The following is a 19,845-nucleotide window of genomic DNA, read 5'->3' as shown; positions in this document are numbered from 1 at the left end:
ATACCGAATTTTCGCAGTCTCGTCCATTTCACTTTGTTGACTTAATTTTCAGATTTCAAGTTGACAACTCCACTCGATCTTCTATACGATGACGAGGAAGTTACTATGACAAGAAGGAGGAGACGTACAATGTCACAATCATTTAATCAGCAACCATCGATTTACGTATTGGCTACAACTGTACGTCACCCAATCGTTTAATTTTTAATTAAGCAGGGTGTACGTATGCGTATACGTACATGCTGCCCTCTTATATCAGGACGGGTATGCCCATATTTGTGCGTATCCGTCTTTTTTATGGTCTAAAAACGGAAGTATAAGGGGTTTTGTTTATGTTTACTGCATTAAAACAGCTTGACCGCAACATCTGGATCCGGTTCGTCGGGGAAACGATTACCGGAGTCATGATGTTCATGATTGCACCATTTCTTGTTCTGTATTATTCCGAACAACTCGATTCGTACTTTTTGGTTGGTCTCATCATGGCGACCGGACCGATCACTTCATTGTTCGGTTCCTTCCTCGGCGGGTATCTCGCCGACTTGTATGGTCGTAAACCGCTCATGGTCATCTCGATTGTCGGCGATGTCGTCGCCTTGATCGGTTTCTCGTTCGCCGATTCGTTTTGGCCGTTATTGTTAATGAATGCCTTACTCGGTCTGACGAATTCCTTGTTCCACCCGGCCGCCAGTGCGATGGTCGCCGATGTCACACCGCCGGAACGACTCAACGAATCGTTTGGGCTCCTGCGGATGGGGCATAATGTCGGGGCTGCGTTTGGTCCGCTGATCGGAAGTGCCGTTTTGTTCGTCGATCGAACGTTGATTTTCTACGCTGCGGCCGCCGTCTTTTTCGTGTATGCACTCGTCTTGTTGATCTTCATCCAAGAAACAAAACCGGATCAGATCGAACACACCGGTGACGAACCGAAGTTATCCGCCTTCACCGTCCTGCGCAAAGACAATGTCTTCTTAATTTTCATCGCAGCCGGTGTTTTCATCTCAATGGGCTTTGCACTCGTCGAAAGCATGTTACCGGTTTTCCTGAAAGAAGCCTTGCCGGGTCTGCCGAACGACAAAAATCCGTTCCCGTACTTGATGGGCTTAAACGGCATCATGGTTGTCTTGTTCCAGTTCCCGATCGCCGCCCGCTTGTCCGGCAAAGCATTCGGAAAGGTCATGCTGCTCGGAGCCTGTATTTTTGGAATCGGCATGATTTTACTCGCCTTCATTCCGTCGTATCTCTTTTCACTCGGAACGGAGTATCTGGTGCTCGTGACGGTGTTACTCGTCATCTACGCCCTCTATACCCTCGGTGAGATGATCATGTCCCCGGTTCAAATGACGTTCATCGCCTTGATTGCACCGGAACACTTGCGCGGAACCTATAACGGTGCTGCCAGCATCCAATGGTTGATCGGCGGTGTCACGGCACCGCTGCTCGGATCCCTGTTCCTTGATTCCGGAAACGGACAATATGCGCTCGCCGGGGTCGGGGTCGCCTGTTGCTTGTCCGGTCTCGTTTACCTGGCACTCGACCGATCAATCCGTCGGGCAAAACGGTTATCGCAATCCGCTTGATCGTGCAAGATTGACATCAAATAAACCCCCGGATCAGACACTTGTTGTAAGTGTCCGGTCCGGGGGTTTTGTATGTACAGAATGAAGATCACGCTTCCTGCTTTGCGTGTGTCATATCGCCTTCAAGCAGAACCACGTCTCCCTGATCCGTCGACTCGACAATCGTCAGACTGGTCCCGTGAATGAAGGAAGACGTCCACAAGTGCTCCATGGCAGTCCCTTTGAAATGAGATAACAGCACTTTAATCGCGATGCCGTGTGTGACAATTAAAACCGTTTCTTCTCGATGTTTCACTTGTATCGCTTTTAAAAATTCAAGGAGACGATTCTTTAATACATCAAAACTCTCCCCCGTCTTTGAAACGTACAGGTGAGGTGTCTCCCAAAACGAAGTATAGGCTTCCAGGTCATTCTGTTTTAAGAAATCATGTGTCTTACCTTCCCATTCGCCCATGTGAATTTCTTTTAAGCGGGCATCGGTCTGAATCGGTGTCGTCCGTCCGTCACAAATCAATTGCGCCGTCTGAAGTGCACGTTCACTCGGACTCGAGTAGACGGCTTGAAACGGGATGTCTTGCAAGTGTTCCCCTAATTTTTCAGCATACAGTTGTCCTTTGGCGGTCAACGGAGAGTTTTTCCACCCTTGCAATCTGTTTTCGATATTCCATTCCGTCTCACCGTGACGGGTCAAATAAATCATCGGCATCCATTGTCCCTCTTTCCCTCATGCGTGAATTATCCATTATTTTACCATTAAGGATGCTTTCACGACAAACAGGACTTCTGCGTTCTTCCGAAGTCATCTCACCATTTGAGTTCCGTCAAGAAGGCAAGACCCCGTCTGCGACGAACGGACTAAATATGACCGGTAACGGTTCCAACGTCCGTTGTACTTCGGTAATGAACCGGCTGGATCCACTCGCAAAGGTAATCGGGTCGCCGATCGAAATTAATCTCAGGAACTGTTCGAGTTGTTCGTCCCATTCTTCTGTCTGCATACTGTGGAAGATCAATCCTTGTTTCGTCAGGACATTCAGTGCTGTCGCCAGCTTCTTCGAAGATGGCTTTTTATTGCGAACATGGAGAATCGTTGTTTTCCGCCCACTCATCAGCGCATACCGTGCTTCATCGATGACAGCTCCGAGATGATGATTTTCTGCGACCAATAAGACGTCGAGTCGTGCCCAGTTCCCTTGCGTTTTGTATTTATAAAAATGACGGCATGTTTCGACGAGTTGATGATGGACGACTTCCCACGCTTCCATTACCGGATCCGTCGGTGCCAATTCCAATTCTGTTTGAATCGCCAAGAGAAGTTCTGTACTGACGATTTCCGGATACGTCATGATAAACGATTTTGTCTGATTGATTTCATTCAATAAAATCAATTTAAACAGTTCACTGGACTCCTCCTGATTCGTCACGTGCTTTAACAGCTGTCCGAGTCGCAGAATCCGTAACTCCAAACTCTGAGAAGCAGTCGTTTGACTTTCAAATTCCTGCAAGGTTGAGCTATGCTTGTCTTCCAATTGTTTATAGAAACGGCTGGCAATCCGCAATCCTTTTTGTTCCATCTCCGGTCCGACTGTTTGTAACAGGTGTAACGCTTGGTCGAAATGCATGACATGACCTACCTTTCATCGCTTATTATGGCAAAATCGCCTTCTAAATTCAATCTCTAAAATGCATCTTTGATTTAACACATTCAAACTTGTACTTCCAGAAATACTTCTCTAGGATGATGGTTAAGTAGGTGATAAAAATGCGCATGACACGTTATACGGATTATGCAATCAGATCCCTGTTATTTGCCGGGGCACACTCTGATCGACTTGTCCGAATTCAGGAAGTAGCGGATTGTTACGACATCTCAAAAAATCATCTGATGAAAGTCGTCTATCGTTTAGGACAAAGTGGTTTAATCCATTCTGTTCGTGGTCGCGGTGGTGGATTTCGTTTAGCGAGTCCGCCGGATGAAATTTATATCGGTGACGTTGTGCAGCTATTTGAACCAACGATTCATTTTTTAGATCCACTCGAAGGTGCAGCAGAGCTGCCCTCGCTAGATCCCGCACGTGAAGCTTTTGATGACGCGATTGCTGCGTTCCATCAAGTCCTGAATAGCTACACGATAAGCGATTTACTTCATCCAACAAACGCAACACACCGACAGATCCTTGAAATGATTCCGAGCCGCGATTAATCGTGGGCGGAATCATTTTTTTGTTCACCGACCTCATCGACGCCTTCTGATGATGTGCGTGGTATACTTATATAAGAAAGGAGGGGTACAGATGAACCCTCATGAAGAGTTAAACAGTTTATACCTTCGTCTTAAAGAAGCCGATCCGTCCCTTGAACGCGGCGAATCCCTGTGGACGATTTTCGAAGATACGACCGATGCAACACTCCGTCCCCTTGCCTTGTGGACCTTCTCTCAAAACCAATTCGACCTGGGTCACTTCCGCTCCTTTTTGGTTTCATTTTCTTTATTGATGGATTGGATCCGAAAAGATGAATTGACCTTGACCCCAAAGCAGGAACTTGACCTGTACTGGAATTATAAATCTTATTTAATCTACGCGGCAGAACAAGAAGATATGCCGGTTGCTTTACTTGAAGAAGATTTTGACCGTTTCGTTGATTTTTGTGACACCCATGGGTTTTCCCGGACACGTGACTACATCGGTTTCATGCTTTACAGCAAACTGGGTGATGAAGAGCAGGCGGATCATTACCTCGCCGAATGGGTCGACGCTCCACCGGACGAACTGAGCGACTGCCCGTCTTGTGAGGGCTTCAGCCGGATGACGTATGCCATCGAACGCGGATTCGAAGACCGGGCCCTCCTGCTCTATGCAGCCATCCGCCATGAACGGGGTTGTTCCCGGATGCCGGATCAAGCCCATCCTTACATCTTACCGTTATTCATCAGCCGGAAGAAAGACCGGTTTGATTGGACGGACCAGTTGACTCAGGAAGTCAAACGCGTCAAACCGCTCTTTACAGGCGGTGACGAACCGTACCATCTTTACGCGGAGATGTACTATGACCCGAACTATGTCTGGTCAATGGAAGAGAAAAAACAATTGATTCCGTTACTGACGGACCGCGGTTACCTTCAATTCCTGCTCGCACATTATGCCGCATCGTACCGCGCCGCCCGCCATGCGGAAGTCGCCTATCTCGGTGTATTGCGCTCGAATATCTATGAAGTCGCACAAGAACTGGACCGCCGGATCGACGGACATTTTTACTTGAATTTCGTCGAACGGGAACTCAAACGGGTCACTGAATTCATCGTTTAATTCTTGAGAGGATGTGTACCGATGTTAGATCATGTACAGCTTGCTGCCCCAACAGGTTCAGAATCACAAGCTCGGTCGTTTTATACCGGGCTTTTACATATGAAGGAAGTCGAAAAACCAAGCGGTGTCCAAGCGAGTGGCGGCGTCTGGTTCGAAGATCACGGCGCTGCTCTTCACCTCGGCATCGAAGAACCGTTCCAACCCGCTCAAAAAGCGCACCCGGGTCTGACATTCTCGCATCTGGACGACGTGGCAGCACGTTTAGGAGCAGCCGGTTATCCGGTTCAGTTTGATGATCGTCTCGCTCCCCGGCGCCGTTTTTTCACGGCGGATCCGTTTGGTAACCGGATCGAGTGTATTGAACAACAACTGACACCGATCGTTCCGAAACGGCTGTCGGACGGTTCACACGTCCGCCTGCTTGCTCCGGCATCAAGTCTAGCGACGGTTGACGTCAAGACGATTGATCGTGCGGTTACCGTGCTCGAATCATTGGGTCTTCGGGTCTCGATCAGCCAGCATGCCCGCGCCGTCAATCCGTTTGGGTCAAGTGATCCTGCTTGTCGGATTGATGACTTGCATACGGCATTCAGCGATCCTTCCATCGATGCGATCCTGTGTGTCCGTGGTGGGTTCAGCTCGAACGAGTTACTCGACGGACTGGATTACGCGTTGATTCGTCAAAATCCGAAAATCCTCTGCGGGTTTTCAGACATCACGGCACTCAGTCAAGCGATCTTTACGAAAAGTGGTCTTGTCACCTATTCCGGACCGATGTTGCGTGGACTGGCCGCGCGTGATGCCTACACGCTCCAAGCGTTCAAACAGATGCTGTTCACGGATGATCCGTTAACGATTCAGTCGAGCAGCAATTGGCATGATACGCAGGACGGCAAGTCCGTTACGCTTCCGAACCCCGGACAGGTTATCTTGTCAGCCGGTTCTGGACAAGGACGCCTGCTCGGCGGTAACCTGTGTACGCTCAATCTCCTGCAAGGAACTGCTTATTTCCCGGACTTGCGCGACAGCATCCTGTTTCTTGAAGATGATTACGAAGTCCATCCGGCGACGTTCGCCCGCGACTTTGCCTCCTTGATGGCACAGCCCGGTGCGGACTCCATCCGCGGGATCGTCTTCGGTCGTTTCCAACTCGCGACACAGATGACCGAGGAGCAGTTACGCTATTTGGTGCAGTTGTATCCTTCGCTAATGTCCATTCCGGTCATTGCCGGTGCCGACTTTGGTCATACGATGCCGCTGTTTACGTTTCCGATTGGCGGTCAGGCCAAAATCGAGGACGGTATCATCTCAATCAGTCATTAAAAAAAGAAGGAGTCGCGGCGATCCGCACCTCCTTCTTTTTAATAGTCGAGCAATCTCGAAGCATCAATTTGACGCTTCGATCCATCCGCAAACATTTCAAGGGTTGCGAAAATGGTGTGATCCGTCAAGTCGTACCGCAACAACGTAAAGTCTTCAAGCGTCGAGATCGTCTTAAACGTCTTCCCGACAGTGAACGCCCGCTTCCGGCTGGCATCTTGAGACGGAATCGTCACGAACACGACTGTGATGTCCGTTCCGCTCGTATCATAATAAAATTCGACGACACGACCGTCCGCCGTCTCCGGTAACAGACCTTTTTGCGGCCGCCCGGATTCATCCAATTGTACATAAGGTTGTAACATCGTTCCGCCTCGCTTTCTCCGTCATTTATCATAGCATGACCAAAAAAATTATGCTAATCTATAAGTGATGTTGAAAGGGGGATGAGTCACGGATGGCATGGTTCATGAACGGAATTTTGCTCTGGGGCTTTATCATGATCACACTGATGGCGATCGGCGGTTTCTTCATGTTCCGGAAGTTCCTAAAGAAGCTTCCGAAAGAAGACGGCAAATCGATGATGGACTGGGAAGATGAATACATCGACCAGACCCGCCATTTATGGACGGATGAAACACTTGATTTATTAAATGCACTGGTCATGCCTGTTCCGGCAGCTTTTCGGGATGTGGCACGTCGAAAAATCGCAGGACGGATCGGACAGTTTGCTCTGGAAGAACGGGCGTCGAAGATGACATCCGAGCTCGTCGTTAAAGGGTATATCTCCGCGACACCAAAACGCGATCATAAATTCTTGAAAAAAGCGCTCCGTGAACACGCCATCGACTGGCGCGATTACGAATTTTATTTCCAAAGCTAAACGGAAGGACTCTCAATTGAGAATCCTTCCGTTTAGTTTTGCGGTAAATGTTCAACATGAACGATCCCCGACTTGACTTGTTTATACTTCAGATACATCGCAATCCGCCACGGAACGATCATTCCGAACGCAACGAGATAGAAAATCCCGCCGGTCTCGAAAATATCGATCTGACCACCGATGATGAACTTTGCAACTGTCCGGACGATCAAAATTCCGAATAAGACGATAAAAAACGCTTTTGAACGTTGCAGATAAATCTGTCCTTGTGCTTCATAAAAGTTTGATGTCTTGATCAAAAAAATACTGAAAATCATCCCGATCAATAACGCTTCCGCCACTTCCGTCCAGGTCAAACGTGACGCCGGGTATAAAAACTGCAGCATCCCCGTCGACATCGCAAACGGCGGAATCAAAATCTTTTTAGCATTCGTCGGTTTTGCTGACGCTTTGACACGAATAAAGCTGATCAGCAATCCCATGACGAGTGCCACCCCTGTTGATACCCAAATCATCCCATCACTTCCTTGTTAAAATCCGGTGAATCCAACGATGTCACTCATCCATGCCGCAAACGTACTGATTCCATCAAAATAGAGGACGATTCCGAACAACATCATCAAGGCTCCACCGAATTTTGTCATTTTCAAGCTGTACCGTACGAAGAGTCTCGAACGACCGACGAAAAATGCCATCAATAAAAACGGAATCGAAAATCCTAAGACGTAAAACAGCATGTACAACATCCCTTGACTCGGATTTGTCGCTGCCAGTGCAATCACGCCTGCCAAAATCGGACCGGTACACGGCGTCCATCCGGCAGCAAAACCGATCCCGACGAGGACTGTACCGATGTAACCGCCCTTGCGTTCACCTAAGTTGAGCTTTTTTTCGCGCATCAAGAATGTCGGTTGCCATAAACCAAGTAAGACGACACCAAATACAAAGATGACAAGCGCACCGATCATCCGCAACGTATCGCGGTACGTGATGAAGACGTCTGCTAATAATGAAGTCGACAATCCTAGAACAGCGAACACCATCGCAAAACCAACCAAAAACGCTAATGTATGCAACAATGAACGTTTTTCTCTGACCCCTTTTTCCTTTAAGTCCGTTACAGAGACACCGGTAATGTACGACAAGAAGACCGGATATAACGGAAGCGTACAGGGAGAGACGAACGATAACAGCCCTGCACCAAACGCTAACCAAAGCGAGAGCTCCATTTCAGCAGCTCCTTTCTAATAAGAAGAAGTTCCTTCTCTATTTTGCCAAACTAATCAACATTTAGCACCTATTATCTTCCGAAAGATTAAAAAGTTTCGTGACGAATGAAATTACAAAAAAATTACATTTACTCAATTCGCCCGAAATGTCGTTGCGCTCGTCAAATGCACTTGCTAGAATATGGATATGACACCAATGTAAGGGAGGATACTATGACAAGCCAGCATCTATTGACTTTAGCGATTGAAGCAAAGCGAAGTGAACTTTATCATCAAGCCGATCGTTCTAGTTTCACCTCCCCGCATGTTTTAAAGCTCAGTCATGAACTTGATTTATTACTCCTTGAATACTCACGATTTGTCCAAAAGTACACCTATCCGTCTTCAAACGAATCTGTTTTAGGGTAACTCGGATGAAATCTGCAAATCATAGATACAACTGAAAAAAGCCGTTGACGAATCAATCCGTCGACGGCTTTTTCGTGTTTCTTCTATATAATGCGGTTATTTCATCTTTTTAAATCGAGCTTTACATGCGATTCATTAAAAAAATACTTTACTTTCCTTCAGCTACTCTCTTTTTGGTCTTTCCTTGAGCCTTAAGTTCGGGGAATAGTTAGAATATTTCCGCTATACTATGCCGAAAGTCCTATTTTACCATCGTTTTTCCAAGCATTATGACCTAGGCGTGACAAAACATGCATTTCTGAAATCTGTTTGTCATACTGGAGCGGTTTGTAACTTGAATGACTCTGACCTGTAAACGCACAACCCTGAATTGCCGTGTAAAGTAGGAACAGTAAACACAGCATATGTCAGGAGGACATCAATAATGAAAAAAGCAGTTTTCGCTGCAGGTCTTGCAGCAACGGCTCTATCAGTAGGATTCGCCCAAGAGACAGAGGCTGCCTCAGAGACGGTAACAGTAAATACGGAAGTATTAAATGTACGCACAGCACCTACGACGGCATCAGCGGATGTAGGTAACGTATATAAAGGTCAAAAATTAAATGTCGAAGGACGTTCTGGCGCATGGATTCAAACAAACATCAATGGCCAAAAACGTTATGTACACGGCGCTTACACATCAGCCGGTTCTTCGTTCGACTTTAAAAAAGCTACAGTCACTACGGCAGTATTAAACGTTCGTACGCAACCAACTACAAACTCTAAAGACGTTGGCAACTTGTATAAAGGCCAGTCCGTTAACGTAGAAAGCAAAGTCGGTGCTTGGATCAAAACAACAATCGACGGGAAAACACGTTACGTACACAGCGATTATACAACATTAGCAGGTTCAACAGCTAAAGCTCCAGCAGCTAAAGCGACAGCTCCTGTTGCAAAACCGGCTCCAAAACCAGCAGCTAAGCCTGCTACAGCAACAAAACAAACAACTGCAGCAAAATCAGGTACAAAAGTAACGATGAACGTTACAGCGTACACGAACGATCCATCAAACAACGGTAGCCGTCTTTACAACGGACGTGCATTAACTGCCAGCGGTTATGATGTAACGAATACGATCACGTACAATGGTATGCGTATCGTAGCAGCATCAGCACAATACCCAATTGGTACACGCATGCACATCTCAGGTATCGGTGAAGCAATCGTTCTTGACCGTGGCGGCGCAATCCAAGGTAACAAACTTGACCTTCTCGTTGGTTCACAACAAGAAGCACTCAACTGGGGACGTCAAAACGTCACTGTAACTGTCTACTAATTTAAAAAGCAAGTAGAAATAACCTGCCGGGCGAGATCGCCTGGCAGGCTTTTTTGTGTCACGAAACGGATGAGACATGTCCCGACTGTAATTCATACATCTTTTTGTACAGACCGTTCTTTTCAATCAACGTCTGATGGTTCCCTTGTTCGACGACTTCTCCTTGATGCAGAACTAAAATCAAATCGGCATCTTGGATGGTCGACAACCGGTGGGCAATCGCAATCGTCGTCCGTCCCTGCCGCATTCGTTTTAAGGCGACTTGAACTTTTTCTTCGGTTTCCGTATCAATCGAACTCGTTGCTTCGTCAAGAATCAAGACTTTCGGGTCACGGGCCATCGTTCGGGCGAATGAGACGAGCTGACGCTCTCCGGCAGAGAACGTCGCTCCCCGCTCGGCGACCGGACTGTCGTACCGATCATCCAACTGATTGATGAAGCCGTCCGCCTGAACGAATCGTGCTGCCTCTTCGACCTTTTGGAATGGAATCGACGGATCAAACAGTCGGATATTATCAGCAACACTCCCCGTAAAGAGGAACGAATCCTGTAACACCAGACCGACATGACGTCGCAATTCGTCTTCCGGCAACTGTTCCAGCGGTTGTCCGTCGATCAAGATCCGACCGGACTGATACGAATAAAACCGCATCAAGATGTTGATGATCGAACTTTTCCCGCTGCCGGTCTGACCGACTAATGCAACCGTCTGGCCTTTTTTCGCTTCGAACGAAATCCCTTTCAGGACTTCTTTTTCTCCGTCGTAACTAAAGCGGACATTGTCAAAGACGATATGGCCTTCGGATACAGATGCTTCCCCCGGCAATGTTTTTGAAGGTTCCGGCTCATCGGTATCAAGGACTTTAAAGACGCGGTCTGCGGAAACGACCGCCTGTTGGAACTCCGACAACCGTTGCATGATTTGTTGGACCGGCTGAAAAATCCGTTCCATATAACTGATGAACGCATAGACGACCCCGACTTGAACCGTTTGTGAGAACGACAAGATTCCAAAATAGGTGATCAAGGAAGCAATCGTCAAGGCGAGCATCAACTCAATGATCGGCCGCAGTAACCAACTGTCGAGTTTCAAGTTCTTATAACGACCGTTCTGGTGGGCGATATTCGTTTCCTCAAATTCCGCCATCAATCGTTTTTCTTGGCGGAACTGTTGAATGATCGCCATCCCGTTGATCGACTCATTCAATTGACCGTTAATCTTCGACAATAAATCCCGGACTTCGGCATAATACTTTGTCGAATAACGGCGGTAAATCCAGATAATGAAATAAAACAGCGGCAACAACACCAAGGCAATCGTCGCAAGACGCGGTTCCAGCAGGTAGAGGAATAGATACGTTCCGATCAACTGAACCCCGCTTTGAACAAAGGTCGACAAGACACCGATATACAGCTCTTTGATGGCTTCCGTATCATTTGTGATCCGCGAGACGAGTACGCCGGCCGGTGTCCGGTCGAAGTAGCCGAGTCTCAGATGCATGACGTGACGAAACACATCAATCCGAAGACGCTGAATGACCTTCAAGGCAATCTTTTGAAACTCAAAGGCTTGTAAATAATCGACGACGATGCCGGTCGTATGCAGGAGTAAGTAGACACCAAACAATAAGGCGACTTCCTGAACCGGATAGTTCCCGACCGCAACATAGTCATCGATGAAGATTTTGACGAGATACGGTCCGCCGAGCTTCGCTCCGGTCGTCACGAGTAACAGGAAAAAGGCGACCATCACTTGTTTTTTAAACGGTTTGACGAATCCGAGCAATCGTTTCAGGACCGCTTTTTCATTAATATCATGATTCAAACGCTCCACCTCCCTGTTCGACGAGTGACTCCAGCTGTTGCCGGTCATACGTCTCCTTGTACCAGCCGTCTCGACGGAGCAGTTCGTCGTGCGTTCCGCGTTCGATGATCCGTCCGGCGTCGAGGACGATGATTTCATCCGTATGCGACACGGCAGACAAGCGGTGCGCGACGATGATTTGTGACTGCTCGTTATCAGCCGTCCGGAAGTGTTCGATGATTGCTTCTTCCGTCTTGGCATCTACTGCGGACAAGGCATCATCGAGGACAAGAATCGGACAATCGGCCAACAACGCGCGAGCAATCGAAATCCGTTGTTTCTGACCACCGGACAACGTCACCCCCCGCTCCCCGACCATCGTCGCATATCCTTCCGTAAAGCCGAGAATGTCCTCATGAACCGCAGCGACCCGTGCGGCTTCCATGATCTGATCCATCGAAGCATCCGGTTTTGCGAAGGCAATATTGTCGGCAATCGAGGCGGAAAACAGGAAGTGGTCCTGCGGCACGATTGCGACTTGTTTTCGGACGGTCTCCCGCATCAATTGTTTGATGTCTTGACCGCCAATCGAAACCGAGCCGTATTTGACATCGTATTCCCGGGACAACAACCGGACGAACGTCGATTTCCCCGCCCCGGTCCGACCGACGATTCCGAGCGTCTGACCCGGTCGTAACGTCACATCGATATCTTGTAAGACCGGTTGCGTGTCATAGATGAAGCGGTCGATTGCGACATGCAGATCGGATGACGTGACCGTCGTCGCCGCTTCCTTCGCATCCTTGATTTCCGGTTCAACCGCCAGCATCCGTTCGATCCGATCGTAGGATGCCCGTCCCCGTTCGACGATGTTGAACAACCATCCGAACGCAAGCATCGGCCATGTCAGTAAACCTAAGTATGTAGTGAATGAAACGATATCCCCGATCCGGATTTCGCCCTGTTGCAGTAAATAGGCACCGTATCCGACCGCGATGATATATGACAATCCGACTAATCCAAAAATTGTCGGATCAAACAACGCATCGATCTTTGCGACCCGGCGGTTTTTTTGAACGACATCATCCGATAATGAGGTAAACGTCCCGACATCGGATTCGACTTCCCCCGTTGCTTTTAACACCCGGACTCCGCTGACACTTTCCGCAACCTTATCATTCAAATCGGAAAAGGCTTCTTGCGCATCATGGAACCGCGAATGTAACATCTTCCCGTAGCGTGAGGTCAAATAAACCATCAGCGGCATCGGCAACAACGAAACAAGTGTCAGTTTCCAGCTGATTGTCGTGACCATCGTAATGATGACGAAGCTCCCCATCGTCACCGAATCGACAAGCGTCAAAATACCCGCTCCTGCCGTCATCGAGACGGCTTGCACATCATTCGTCGCGTGTGCCATCAAGTCCCCGCTCCGATACTTTTTATAGAAGGACTGATCCAAATCGGAGAAGTGACCATACAATTGACTGCGTAACAATCGTCCGAGGCGAATCGATGCCCCGAAAATAAAGAAACGCCAAAAATAGCGAATCACATACGTGGAGACACCAATTAACACTAAGGTGCCGACGAGTCGCATCAAATCGTCCCTTGTCAAACTACCTTCACTCAAACCATTCACTGTTTCACCAATCACTTTTGGTGGAATCAGTTCCAGTCCGGCTACAAAAATCAACGCAATGATGCCTAAGCTGTATGCTTTCCATTCGAGTCGGAAAAACCAACTCAGTTTCCTGAAGACTCCCATACAAGTCCCCCCTTTTTTAAATCGATTGAGTATTTCTAATAGTCTCACATTTTAGATTAGCCATCTTCCTAAAAAATAGCAAACAAAAGGAGACCAAAATGGTCTCCTTTTACAAGTCATTATTTTTTCGGTGATTTCATTGAACCACTCATTGAACGCATCACTTGGTTGACTTTCTTTTGTGATGGCTTTTGACCCATTTGCATCATCAATGTCTTAATCATATCTTCGTTGATTGGTGGGTTTTGCTCCAAATAGTTCATCATGTATCGGCGAGCGATATAGAAACCAAGGGCGACACCAGCTACCAAGCAAAGAAGGGCAATTAAAATCCAAATCCATGTAGCCAAGTTGCTTCCTCCTCTAACTTCAAACGTCGCTTTTTACTATACTATAATTTAAAGCCTTTGCATAGATAATGCAAAAAAAAGGTGCGCGCGTTTGCGCACCTTTCTTCATTAACCGAGTTGCTTGACTGTGTTCAAGACATTTTCAACAGACATGCCGTACTCTTTTAAGAGAAGATCTCCAGGAGCAGAAGCACCAAAACGATCGATTCCGATGACTTGACCTTCTGTTCCTACATATTTGTACCATCCGAGTGAAGCACCGGCTTCAATCGCAAGACGCTTCGTGATGCGTTTTGGCAAGACCGATTCTTTGTACTCTGCTGATTGGGCTTCGAACAATTCCCATGATGGAAGTGAGACGACAGCTGCCGTTTCGCCGAGCTCTTTTTGTGCTTCGACGAGCAAGTGAACTTCAGAACCTGTTCCCATCAAAATCGTATCCGCTGTTTCGATGTTACCCGCGATGACGTATCCGCCTTTTTCAGCACCTTCGACTGTTGTGCCTTCGAGTTCAGGCAACCCTTGACGTGTCATGACGAGAAGTGTTGGTTTGTTTTTCGATTGAACCGCTGTTTTCCATGCTGCGATTGTCTCTTTTCCGTCTGCCGGACGATAGACCGTTAAGTTCGGCATCGCGCGGAAACTCATCAAGTGTTCAACCGGCTCGTGTGTCGGACCATCTTCACCGACTGCGATTGAGTCATGTGTCAAGACGAAGATCGACTGGATCCCCATCAATGCTGCTAAACGGACAGCTGGACGCAAGTAATCCGAGAAGACGAAGAATGTCGCACCGTAAGGAATGACACCACCGTGTAACGCCATACCGTTGACCGCTGCTGCCATCGCGAATTCACGGACACCAAACCAGATGTTACGACCGCTTGGATCGATGTCGAAGTCAGCTTCTCCTTTGAGCATCGTGTTGTTTGAACCTGCTAAGTCAGCCGATCCACCGAAGATCGTCGGGACGTTTTTCGCAAGTGCGTTCAAGACTTCCCCACTTGTTTGACGTGTTGCTTTTTTCGATGTCAAATCGTATGTCGGAAGGTCTGCTTCCCAGTTGCTTGGAAGTTCGTTTGCGATGGCGCGGACGAGTTCTTCATGCAATTCCGGATGTGCTGCTTTGTATTGCTCCATCTTGTCAGCCCATGCCGCTTCCGTGTCAGCGCCACGTTTGACGATCCGCTCTTCGAACAAGTCTTTGACTTCTTCCGGCACGTAGAATTCTTCGTGATCCCAGACGTAGCTTGCTTTCGTCAACTTGATTTCTGCATCTCCGAGTGGTGCACCGTGCGAAGCCGATTTTCCTGATTTGTTTGGTGAACCAAATCCGATGACCGTTTTGACTTCGATCAACGTCGGTTTTGTCGTTTCGGCTTTCGCTGCTTCGATCGCTTTTGAAATCGAATCAAGATCCGTTCCGTCTTCCACGCGAATGACTTGCCAGTTGTATGCTTCAAAACGTTGTTGGACGTTTTCAGAGAATGATTTATCGAGATCGCCGTCGAGTGAGATGTCATTTGAATCATACAGAACGACCAGTTTACCAAGACCTAAATGTCCTGCAAGTGATGCCGCTTCTGCTGAAACACCTTCCATTAAGTCGCCGTCTCCGCAAATGCCGTATGTGAAGTGATCAACGACGTTTAACTCGTCACGGTTGTATTTCGCTTCCAAGTGACGTTCTGCCATCGCCATCCCGACAGCCATCGCGATGCCTTGTCCGAGTGGACCAGTCGTCGCATCAACACCTGCCGTGTGACGGTATTCCGGATGACCCGGTGTTTTTGAATTCCATTGACGGAATGACTTCAAGTCATCCATCGCAAGATCATAGCCTGATAAATGGAGGAGTGAGTAGAGAAGCATTGAACCGTGTCCTGCTGAAAGTACAAAACGGTCACGGTTGAACCATTCTGGATTTTTAGGGTTGTGGTTCATATGATCCGCCCATAATGTAAATGCCATCGGTGCTGCACCCATCGGCATTCCCGGGTGACCCGAGTTCGCTTTTTGTACTGCATCAATTGATAATGTACGAATCGTATTTACTGCTAATAGTTCTACTGTTGTCATGTTCGTCAAAACAATCATCCTCTCTCTTTTTCACAAATTCTTTATCATTTTAGCACACCCGGAAATGTGATACAACTTTTCTAAATAGTATGTCACATTGAAATGAATGCGCTCTCTATTGCCGTTTTCTTAACACTTTTGTGATACACATTACGAACTTTTCATCAAAAAAAGCTACCCCACTCATCCATTGAGTGACATAGCTTTTCCGGTTATTGTTTGTTGCGTTCTTCTTCCTGCGCTTGCTTTAATTTTTCCGGTGTAACGTCCGTTCCTTCTTCATCGACGATTTTGATTCCCATCATCTGATTTTTGAATGAACCGCGGAAGGCTTCCAAATACGCTGTTCTTAATTCTTTTTGTTCCGCTGTTTCCGCATCCGTCAACGGCTCGACTTTTGATTTATTGGCTAATTCATTAATCCGGTCTAGTTGTTCTTGTGATAACATGATATCCCTCTTTCTGTTGACTCGACATCGAGCTTTCAATAGTAACCTTACTTTAAAAGACACGAACAGAAAAAGCAAGTGTGGCGCGCTTCTCGCACACCCACCTGCTTCATGTTTCATACGTATTGATGACTTCCTTATATTCGAGATAACGACGGTTGACGGTCGCCTTTGAAATATCGTGTCCCATCCCTCTTAAGGTAACGGCGATATCAGCAAATGTCAGACCCAAGTCACGTAATCGGACGATTTCTTCAATCGGGACTTCTTTTCGGCTCCGACCTGCATTCTCACCTTGCCGGTTAAGGTTCTGTTCGGGACGGAAACCATTTTCAACTGCACGTCGCATACCGCGGGCAATTTTTGCATTATGCAATTTCCGCTGGTACTCCTCGACGAGCGAGACGATTTCAAGGACCATCGCCTCGGCATCAGCCAATTTATATTCGCCGTCTGATTCCATCGTCATCAGTTGGACCTGATGTTTTTGAAACGTGTGTAAAATCGCGATTTTGGCATTTCCACGCCCGATACGGGTATCATCCGTCACAAGGACGGCATCCACTGCCTGACGTGTGACGTAATCGAGGACGGACAACATGCCCTCCCGATCGACATCATAACCACTTTCCTTTTCCGTGATGATATCCACGATTTCAAACCCTTTTGTTACAGCGAGTCCCGACAGTTCTGATCTTTGCCGCTCAAGCGAGCTATCCTGTGCTTCTTTTTCCGTCGAGACGCGACAGTAGATTACTACTTTCATCGTACTTCACACCCCTGTTCGTTCATTGACAACTTTTACAGTTTGTCATTGTTGCGCGATTGGTACAACGATTTTGTTTTTCGAAATGACATGAGTCGTCTTCAGTTCATTGTTCTCAATCAACCATTCGACGTATTCTTGATCGGTCATCGAACCGTCATTGTAGACTTCAGCGACTTGTTCGACTGTCGCATTTTGATCGACCGTAACAGAAGCCGTCAGGAGTTGTTCGACCTTTTCATCCGGTCGGGGCGTTAAGAGGAAAAGAATGAAAGCAAGGCTAAGCGTATAAAAGACAATGGAAAAGGCATGGGTACGGATCGTATGCATCATGATGAATCCCTCCAATTTGAAATGATTTAGAATAGATGTTCTCGGAACAATTGTTCGCATAACTCATCATAAACCAAGAACCAGTGTTCGGTCAACACAAAATGTCGAACAATTGTTTGTACGCTCATTTGTTCTATGTTATAGTGAATTTAGAAACATGTATTCCTATAACCTTCAAAAAAACCATTCCGAAAAGAGGTGGCAATTCATATGCGGAAAATGTCAAAACGACAACAAGAAATTCTTGACTATATCGTCGCTCAAGTGAAACTGAAAGGGTATCCACCTTCAGTTCGTGAAATCGGCGAAGCTGTTGGTCTTGCTTCAAGCTCAACGGTACACGGTCATTTGGATCGTCTAGAAAAACGCGGACTGATTCGCCGTGACCCGACAAAACCACGTGCGATTGAGATATTGCTTGATAAACCTGAAGATGATCACGAAGCAATCGTGCACATCCCTGTCATGGGGAAAGTAACGGCTGGTTTTCCAATCACGGCGATTGAAAACATCGAAGAACATTTCCCGCTTCCGGCTCATTACGTTGGAAACGAAAACGTCTTCATGTTGACGATCGATGGTGAATCGATGATCAATGCAGGAATTCTTGACGGTGATCGTGTCATCGTACGGCAACAAAACACAGCAGAAAACGGTGAAATCGTCGTTGCTATGACCGAAGATAGCGAAGCGACAGTAAAACGGTTCTTCTTAGAAGATCAACAAGTACGTCTTCAACCCGAAAACGATTCGATGGACCCGATGTATTTCGACAATGTCTCGATTCTCGGCAAGGTCATCGGCGTATATCGGACGATCCACTAAGCGAGGGACCAGCTCAGCTGGTCTTTTTTTATGCCTTCTGGAAATGTTCATGATACGGTTAATTCCGTTGCCTTGACGAGTTATGTTGCGTATTCGGTCGCAACACAGCAGACGGATTGGTTGCCGACCGCAATCGGACTCGCCGTCGGCACCCTTTGGCTCTCCCCCGACCTCGATTTGAAGTCGGAACCTTACTACCGGCTCGGACCATTCCGGGTACTCTGGATGCCTTACGTCAAAATCATGCCGCACCGATCCATCTGGTCCCACGGCTTGATCATTGGTGATATCATTCGCCTGCTGTACAGCGCAGCCTTTTTGATTCCCCTTTTGTTTCTGGCCCTTTACGTCGAGATCATCGATCCAAGTACGGTCGATCTCTGGTTTGAATCCATGCCTGCTTTTGTCATCGGGATTATGGTCGCCAGTACGATCCATATCGTTCTCGATCATTCGAGCAGTTTGTTTAGAACAAAAAAGAAACGAAAAAAACGCCGCTAACACCTTTTGTTCCTTACAAAATGAACAAAAGGTGTTTTTGTATCCACTTTTCAAATTTTTAAACATAAATTAAGGAAATTTCATTCGAGTATTTCAATTAATTGTATTGAAAACGTTCTCATTTCGGAGTAGTTTTAAATAGAAAGGCCAATATTTGCTTTAATCCAAAGGGAGGGTTTTTGCATGAGTAACTTTACTAGTGAGCTGATTGGAACCATGATTCTGATCTTGCTCGGGGATGGGGTCGTTGCAGGGGTTGTCTTGAAAAAGACGAAATCTGAGAACAGCGGCTGGATCGTCATCACATTTGCTTGGGGTCTCGCCGTCATGACTGCAGCCTATATTGCTGCCGCCAGTGGCGCACACCTGAATCCTGCGTTGACATTGGCGCTTGCCATGAATTCCGATTTGCCGTGGGCTGATGTACCTATCTACATCGCTGGTCAATTAATCGGAGCATTCATCGGTGCCGTACTTGTTTGGCTTCATTATATGAAACATTTTGAAGCGACTGATGATCAAGCAGCAAAATTAGGTGTGTTTGCAACCGGACCTGCGATTCGTCACACGCCTTCAAACTTGATTTCGGAAATCATCGGTACGTTCGTCTTGGTATTCGGAATTCTGTCATTTGGTCTGACGACGTTCGGTGACGGACTGAAACCACTTATCGTTGGTCTTCTTGTCGTCGTCATCGGTCTCTCGCTTGGTGGTACAACAGGGTATGCCATCAACCCGGCCCGTGACCTTGGTCCGCGGATTGCCCACGCCATCTTGCCGATTAAAGGAAAAGGTTCATCTGATTGGAGCTATTCGTGGATTCCAATCGTCGGTCCAATCGTCGGCGGTGGAATTGCCGTCCTGCTTTACCAATTGCTGCAAAACTGATTCTTGTGTTGACACCTATATCTCAAGGGGGATTTTACA

General features: G+C 47.3%; 22 protein-coding genes. 10 read left to right on the top strand and 12 right to left on the bottom strand.

The features are described from left to right. The first annotated feature begins 332 nt into the window (after positions 1-332). The gene (locus tag D3D03_RS02300; RefSeq protein WP_026833368.1) at positions 333-1,580 is read left to right on the top strand and encodes an MDR family MFS transporter; all 1,248 of its coding nucleotides are present in this window, start codon (positions 333-335) and stop codon (positions 1,578-1,580) included. Between the two features lie 88 nt (positions 1,581-1,668). On the opposite strand, the gene D3D03_RS02295 is transcribed toward D3D03_RS02300, so the two are convergent. Both D3D03_RS02295 and D3D03_RS02290 read right to left on the bottom strand, forming a co-directional pair. Then, on the bottom strand, positions 1,669-2,286 hold the full coding sequence (locus D3D03_RS02295) for a histidine phosphatase family protein (RefSeq protein ID WP_119922592.1): 618 nt from the start codon (positions 2,284-2,286) through the stop codon (positions 1,669-1,671). Between the two features lie 115 nt (positions 2,287-2,401). Further along, positions 2,402-3,202 carry a globin family protein gene (locus D3D03_RS02290; protein ID WP_119922591.1) on the bottom strand — a complete coding sequence of 267 codons (801 nt, stop codon included), beginning with the start codon at positions 3,200-3,202 and terminating at the stop codon, positions 2,402-2,404. A 140-nt stretch (positions 3,203-3,342) separates the two neighbouring features. Here D3D03_RS02290 and D3D03_RS02285 point away from each other — a divergent pair, with 140 nt between their 5' ends. The 3 genes from D3D03_RS02285 to D3D03_RS02275 all read left to right on the top strand — a co-directional run bounded on the left by D3D03_RS02285 (position 3,343) and on the right by D3D03_RS02275 (position 6,211). After that, entirely contained in the window at positions 3,343-3,783 is a 441-nt protein-coding gene (locus D3D03_RS02285) for an RrF2 family transcriptional regulator (protein ID WP_026833371.1), read from the top strand. Between the two features lie 91 nt (positions 3,784-3,874). Continuing rightward, positions 3,875-4,888, top strand: coding sequence for a hypothetical protein (locus D3D03_RS02280; protein WP_026833372.1), 1,014 nt, complete (start codon positions 3,875-3,877; stop codon positions 4,886-4,888). Positions 4,889-4,909: 21 nt separating this feature from the next. After that, positions 4,910-6,211 (top strand): VOC family protein, encoded by a 1,302-nt coding sequence (locus tag D3D03_RS02275; protein WP_119922590.1) that lies wholly within the window; start codon positions 4,910-4,912, stop codon positions 6,209-6,211. A 38-nt stretch (positions 6,212-6,249) separates the two neighbouring features. Here D3D03_RS02275 and D3D03_RS02270 read toward each other — a convergent pair whose 3' ends face one another. Then, positions 6,250-6,573 (bottom strand): hypothetical protein, encoded by a 324-nt coding sequence (locus D3D03_RS02270; RefSeq protein ID WP_026833374.1) that lies wholly within the window; start codon positions 6,571-6,573, stop codon positions 6,250-6,252. Positions 6,574-6,665: 92 nt separating this feature from the next. On the opposite strand from D3D03_RS02270, the gene D3D03_RS02265 reads away from it, so the two are divergent. After that, positions 6,666-7,091: a DUF2621 family protein gene (locus tag D3D03_RS02265; protein WP_026833375.1), complete on the top strand. Its 426-nt coding sequence runs from the start codon at positions 6,666-6,668 to the stop codon at positions 7,089-7,091. Between the two features lie 32 nt (positions 7,092-7,123). On the opposite strand, the gene D3D03_RS02260 is transcribed toward D3D03_RS02265, so the two are convergent. Continuing rightward, positions 7,124-7,606 carry a CcdC family protein gene (locus D3D03_RS02260; RefSeq protein WP_026833376.1) on the bottom strand — a complete coding sequence of 161 codons (483 nt, stop codon included), beginning with the start codon at positions 7,604-7,606 and terminating at the stop codon, positions 7,124-7,126. A gap of 15 nt (positions 7,607-7,621) precedes the next feature. Beyond that, positions 7,622-8,320, bottom strand: coding sequence for a cytochrome c biogenesis CcdA family protein (locus D3D03_RS02255; RefSeq protein ID WP_026833377.1), 699 nt, complete (start codon positions 8,318-8,320; stop codon positions 7,622-7,624). Between the two features lie 105 nt (positions 8,321-8,425). On the opposite strand from D3D03_RS02255, the gene D3D03_RS16990 reads away from it, so the two are divergent. Both D3D03_RS16990 and D3D03_RS02245 read left to right on the top strand, forming a co-directional pair. Continuing rightward, positions 8,426-8,728 (top strand): Spo0E family sporulation regulatory protein-aspartic acid phosphatase, encoded by a 303-nt coding sequence (locus D3D03_RS16990; RefSeq protein WP_369877368.1) that lies wholly within the window; start codon positions 8,426-8,428, stop codon positions 8,726-8,728. 424 nt (positions 8,729-9,152) lie between these two features. Further along, positions 9,153-10,043, top strand: coding sequence for an SH3 domain-containing protein (locus tag D3D03_RS02245; RefSeq protein WP_026833379.1), 891 nt, complete (start codon positions 9,153-9,155; stop codon positions 10,041-10,043). A gap of 58 nt (positions 10,044-10,101) precedes the next feature. On the opposite strand, the gene D3D03_RS02240 is transcribed toward D3D03_RS02245, so the two are convergent. The 7 genes from D3D03_RS02240 to yneA form a co-directional block, all read right to left on the bottom strand. Beyond that, on the bottom strand, positions 10,102-11,868 hold the full coding sequence (locus tag D3D03_RS02240) for an ABC transporter ATP-binding protein (protein WP_119922589.1): 1,767 nt from the start codon (positions 11,866-11,868) through the stop codon (positions 10,102-10,104). After that, positions 11,858-13,615: an ABC transporter transmembrane domain-containing protein gene (locus D3D03_RS02235; protein WP_119922588.1), complete on the bottom strand. Its 1,758-nt coding sequence runs from the start codon at positions 13,613-13,615 to the stop codon at positions 11,858-11,860. The genes D3D03_RS02240 and D3D03_RS02235 overlap by 11 nt, the downstream gene beginning before the upstream one ends. Positions 13,616-13,734: 119 nt before the next feature. After that, the gene (locus tag D3D03_RS02230; RefSeq protein WP_012370001.1) at positions 13,735-13,965 is read right to left on the bottom strand and encodes a YneF family protein; all 231 of its coding nucleotides are present in this window, start codon (positions 13,963-13,965) and stop codon (positions 13,735-13,737) included. A 108-nt stretch (positions 13,966-14,073) separates the two neighbouring features. Next, positions 14,074-16,062, bottom strand: a complete 1,989-nt coding sequence (gene tkt / locus D3D03_RS02225) for a transketolase (RefSeq protein ID WP_119922587.1) — start codon at positions 16,060-16,062, stop codon at positions 14,074-14,076. A gap of 194 nt (positions 16,063-16,256) precedes the next feature. Next, complete coding sequence (locus D3D03_RS02220; RefSeq protein ID WP_012369999.1) at positions 16,257-16,493, bottom strand: DUF896 domain-containing protein; 237 nt, start codon at positions 16,491-16,493, stop codon at positions 16,257-16,259. Between the two features lie 109 nt (positions 16,494-16,602). Next, positions 16,603-17,259 carry a YneB family resolvase-like protein gene (locus tag D3D03_RS02215; protein WP_026833383.1) on the bottom strand — a complete coding sequence of 219 codons (657 nt, stop codon included), beginning with the start codon at positions 17,257-17,259 and terminating at the stop codon, positions 16,603-16,605. A gap of 45 nt (positions 17,260-17,304) precedes the next feature. Beyond that, complete coding sequence (yneA, locus tag D3D03_RS02210) at positions 17,305-17,592, bottom strand: cell division suppressor protein YneA (RefSeq protein ID WP_026833384.1); 288 nt, start codon at positions 17,590-17,592, stop codon at positions 17,305-17,307. A 210-nt stretch (positions 17,593-17,802) separates the two neighbouring features. Between yneA and lexA the strand changes: the two genes are divergently transcribed. From lexA to D3D03_RS02195, 3 genes are all read left to right on the top strand, one after another. Then, positions 17,803-18,417 carry a transcriptional repressor LexA gene (gene lexA / locus D3D03_RS02205; RefSeq protein WP_026833385.1) on the top strand — a complete coding sequence of 205 codons (615 nt, stop codon included), beginning with the start codon at positions 17,803-17,805 and terminating at the stop codon, positions 18,415-18,417. A 30-nt stretch (positions 18,418-18,447) separates the two neighbouring features. Continuing rightward, positions 18,448-18,918: a metal-binding protein gene (locus D3D03_RS02200; protein WP_119922586.1), complete on the top strand. Its 471-nt coding sequence runs from the start codon at positions 18,448-18,450 to the stop codon at positions 18,916-18,918. A 183-nt stretch (positions 18,919-19,101) separates the two neighbouring features. After that, positions 19,102-19,806, top strand: a complete 705-nt coding sequence (locus D3D03_RS02195; protein WP_026833387.1) for an MIP/aquaporin family protein — start codon at positions 19,102-19,104, stop codon at positions 19,804-19,806. The last annotated feature ends 39 nt before the right edge of the window (positions 19,807-19,845 follow it).

Source organism: Exiguobacterium sp. RIT452 (assembly GCF_003598705.1).
In the GTDB taxonomy this organism is placed as follows: domain Bacteria; phylum Bacillota; class Bacilli; order Exiguobacteriales; family Exiguobacteriaceae; genus Exiguobacterium_A; species Exiguobacterium_A undae.
The sequence above is the reverse complement of the archived record's forward strand: the minus strand, read 5'-3'. Positions and strand labels throughout refer to the sequence as shown.

Coding starts and splice junctions, on each gene's coding strand:
- D3D03_RS02300 (WP_026833368.1), top strand. CDS start 333: ATGTTTACTGCATTAAAACAGCTTGACCGCAACATCTGGATCCGGTTC.
- D3D03_RS02295 (WP_119922592.1), bottom strand. CDS start 2,286: ATGCCGATGATTTATTTGACCCGTCACGGTGAGACGGAATGGAATATC.
- D3D03_RS02290 (WP_119922591.1), bottom strand. CDS start 3,202: ATGCATTTCGACCAAGCGTTACACCTGTTACAAACAGTCGGACCGGAG.
- D3D03_RS02285 (WP_026833371.1), top strand. CDS start 3,343: ATGCGCATGACACGTTATACGGATTATGCAATCAGATCCCTGTTATTT.
- D3D03_RS02280 (WP_026833372.1), top strand. CDS start 3,875: ATGAACCCTCATGAAGAGTTAAACAGTTTATACCTTCGTCTTAAAGAA.
- D3D03_RS02275 (WP_119922590.1), top strand. CDS start 4,910: ATGTTAGATCATGTACAGCTTGCTGCCCCAACAGGTTCAGAATCACAA.
- D3D03_RS02270 (WP_026833374.1), bottom strand. CDS start 6,573: ATGTTACAACCTTATGTACAATTGGATGAATCCGGGCGGCCGCAAAAA.
- D3D03_RS02265 (WP_026833375.1), top strand. CDS start 6,666: ATGGCATGGTTCATGAACGGAATTTTGCTCTGGGGCTTTATCATGATC.
- D3D03_RS02260 (WP_026833376.1), bottom strand. CDS start 7,606: ATGATTTGGGTATCAACAGGGGTGGCACTCGTCATGGGATTGCTGATC.
- D3D03_RS02255 (WP_026833377.1), bottom strand. CDS start 8,320: ATGGAGCTCTCGCTTTGGTTAGCGTTTGGTGCAGGGCTGTTATCGTTC.
- D3D03_RS16990 (WP_369877368.1), top strand. CDS start 8,426: ATGAAATTACAAAAAAATTACATTTACTCAATTCGCCCGAAATGTCGT.
- D3D03_RS02245 (WP_026833379.1), top strand. CDS start 9,153: ATGAAAAAAGCAGTTTTCGCTGCAGGTCTTGCAGCAACGGCTCTATCA.
- D3D03_RS02235 (WP_119922588.1), bottom strand. CDS start 13,615: ATGGGAGTCTTCAGGAAACTGAGTTGGTTTTTCCGACTCGAATGGAAA.
- tkt (WP_119922587.1), bottom strand. CDS start 16,062: ATGATTGTTTTGACGAACATGACAACAGTAGAACTATTAGCAGTAAAT.
- D3D03_RS02220 (WP_012369999.1), bottom strand. CDS start 16,493: ATGTTATCACAAGAACAACTAGACCGGATTAATGAATTAGCCAATAAA.
- D3D03_RS02215 (WP_026833383.1), bottom strand. CDS start 17,259: ATGAAAGTAGTAATCTACTGTCGCGTCTCGACGGAAAAAGAAGCACAG.
- yneA (WP_026833384.1), bottom strand. CDS start 17,592: ATGATGCATACGATCCGTACCCATGCCTTTTCCATTGTCTTTTATACG.
- lexA (WP_026833385.1), top strand. CDS start 17,803: ATGCGGAAAATGTCAAAACGACAACAAGAAATTCTTGACTATATCGTC.
- D3D03_RS02200 (WP_119922586.1), top strand. CDS start 18,448: ATGCCTTCTGGAAATGTTCATGATACGGTTAATTCCGTTGCCTTGACG.
- D3D03_RS02195 (WP_026833387.1), top strand. CDS start 19,102: ATGAGTAACTTTACTAGTGAGCTGATTGGAACCATGATTCTGATCTTG.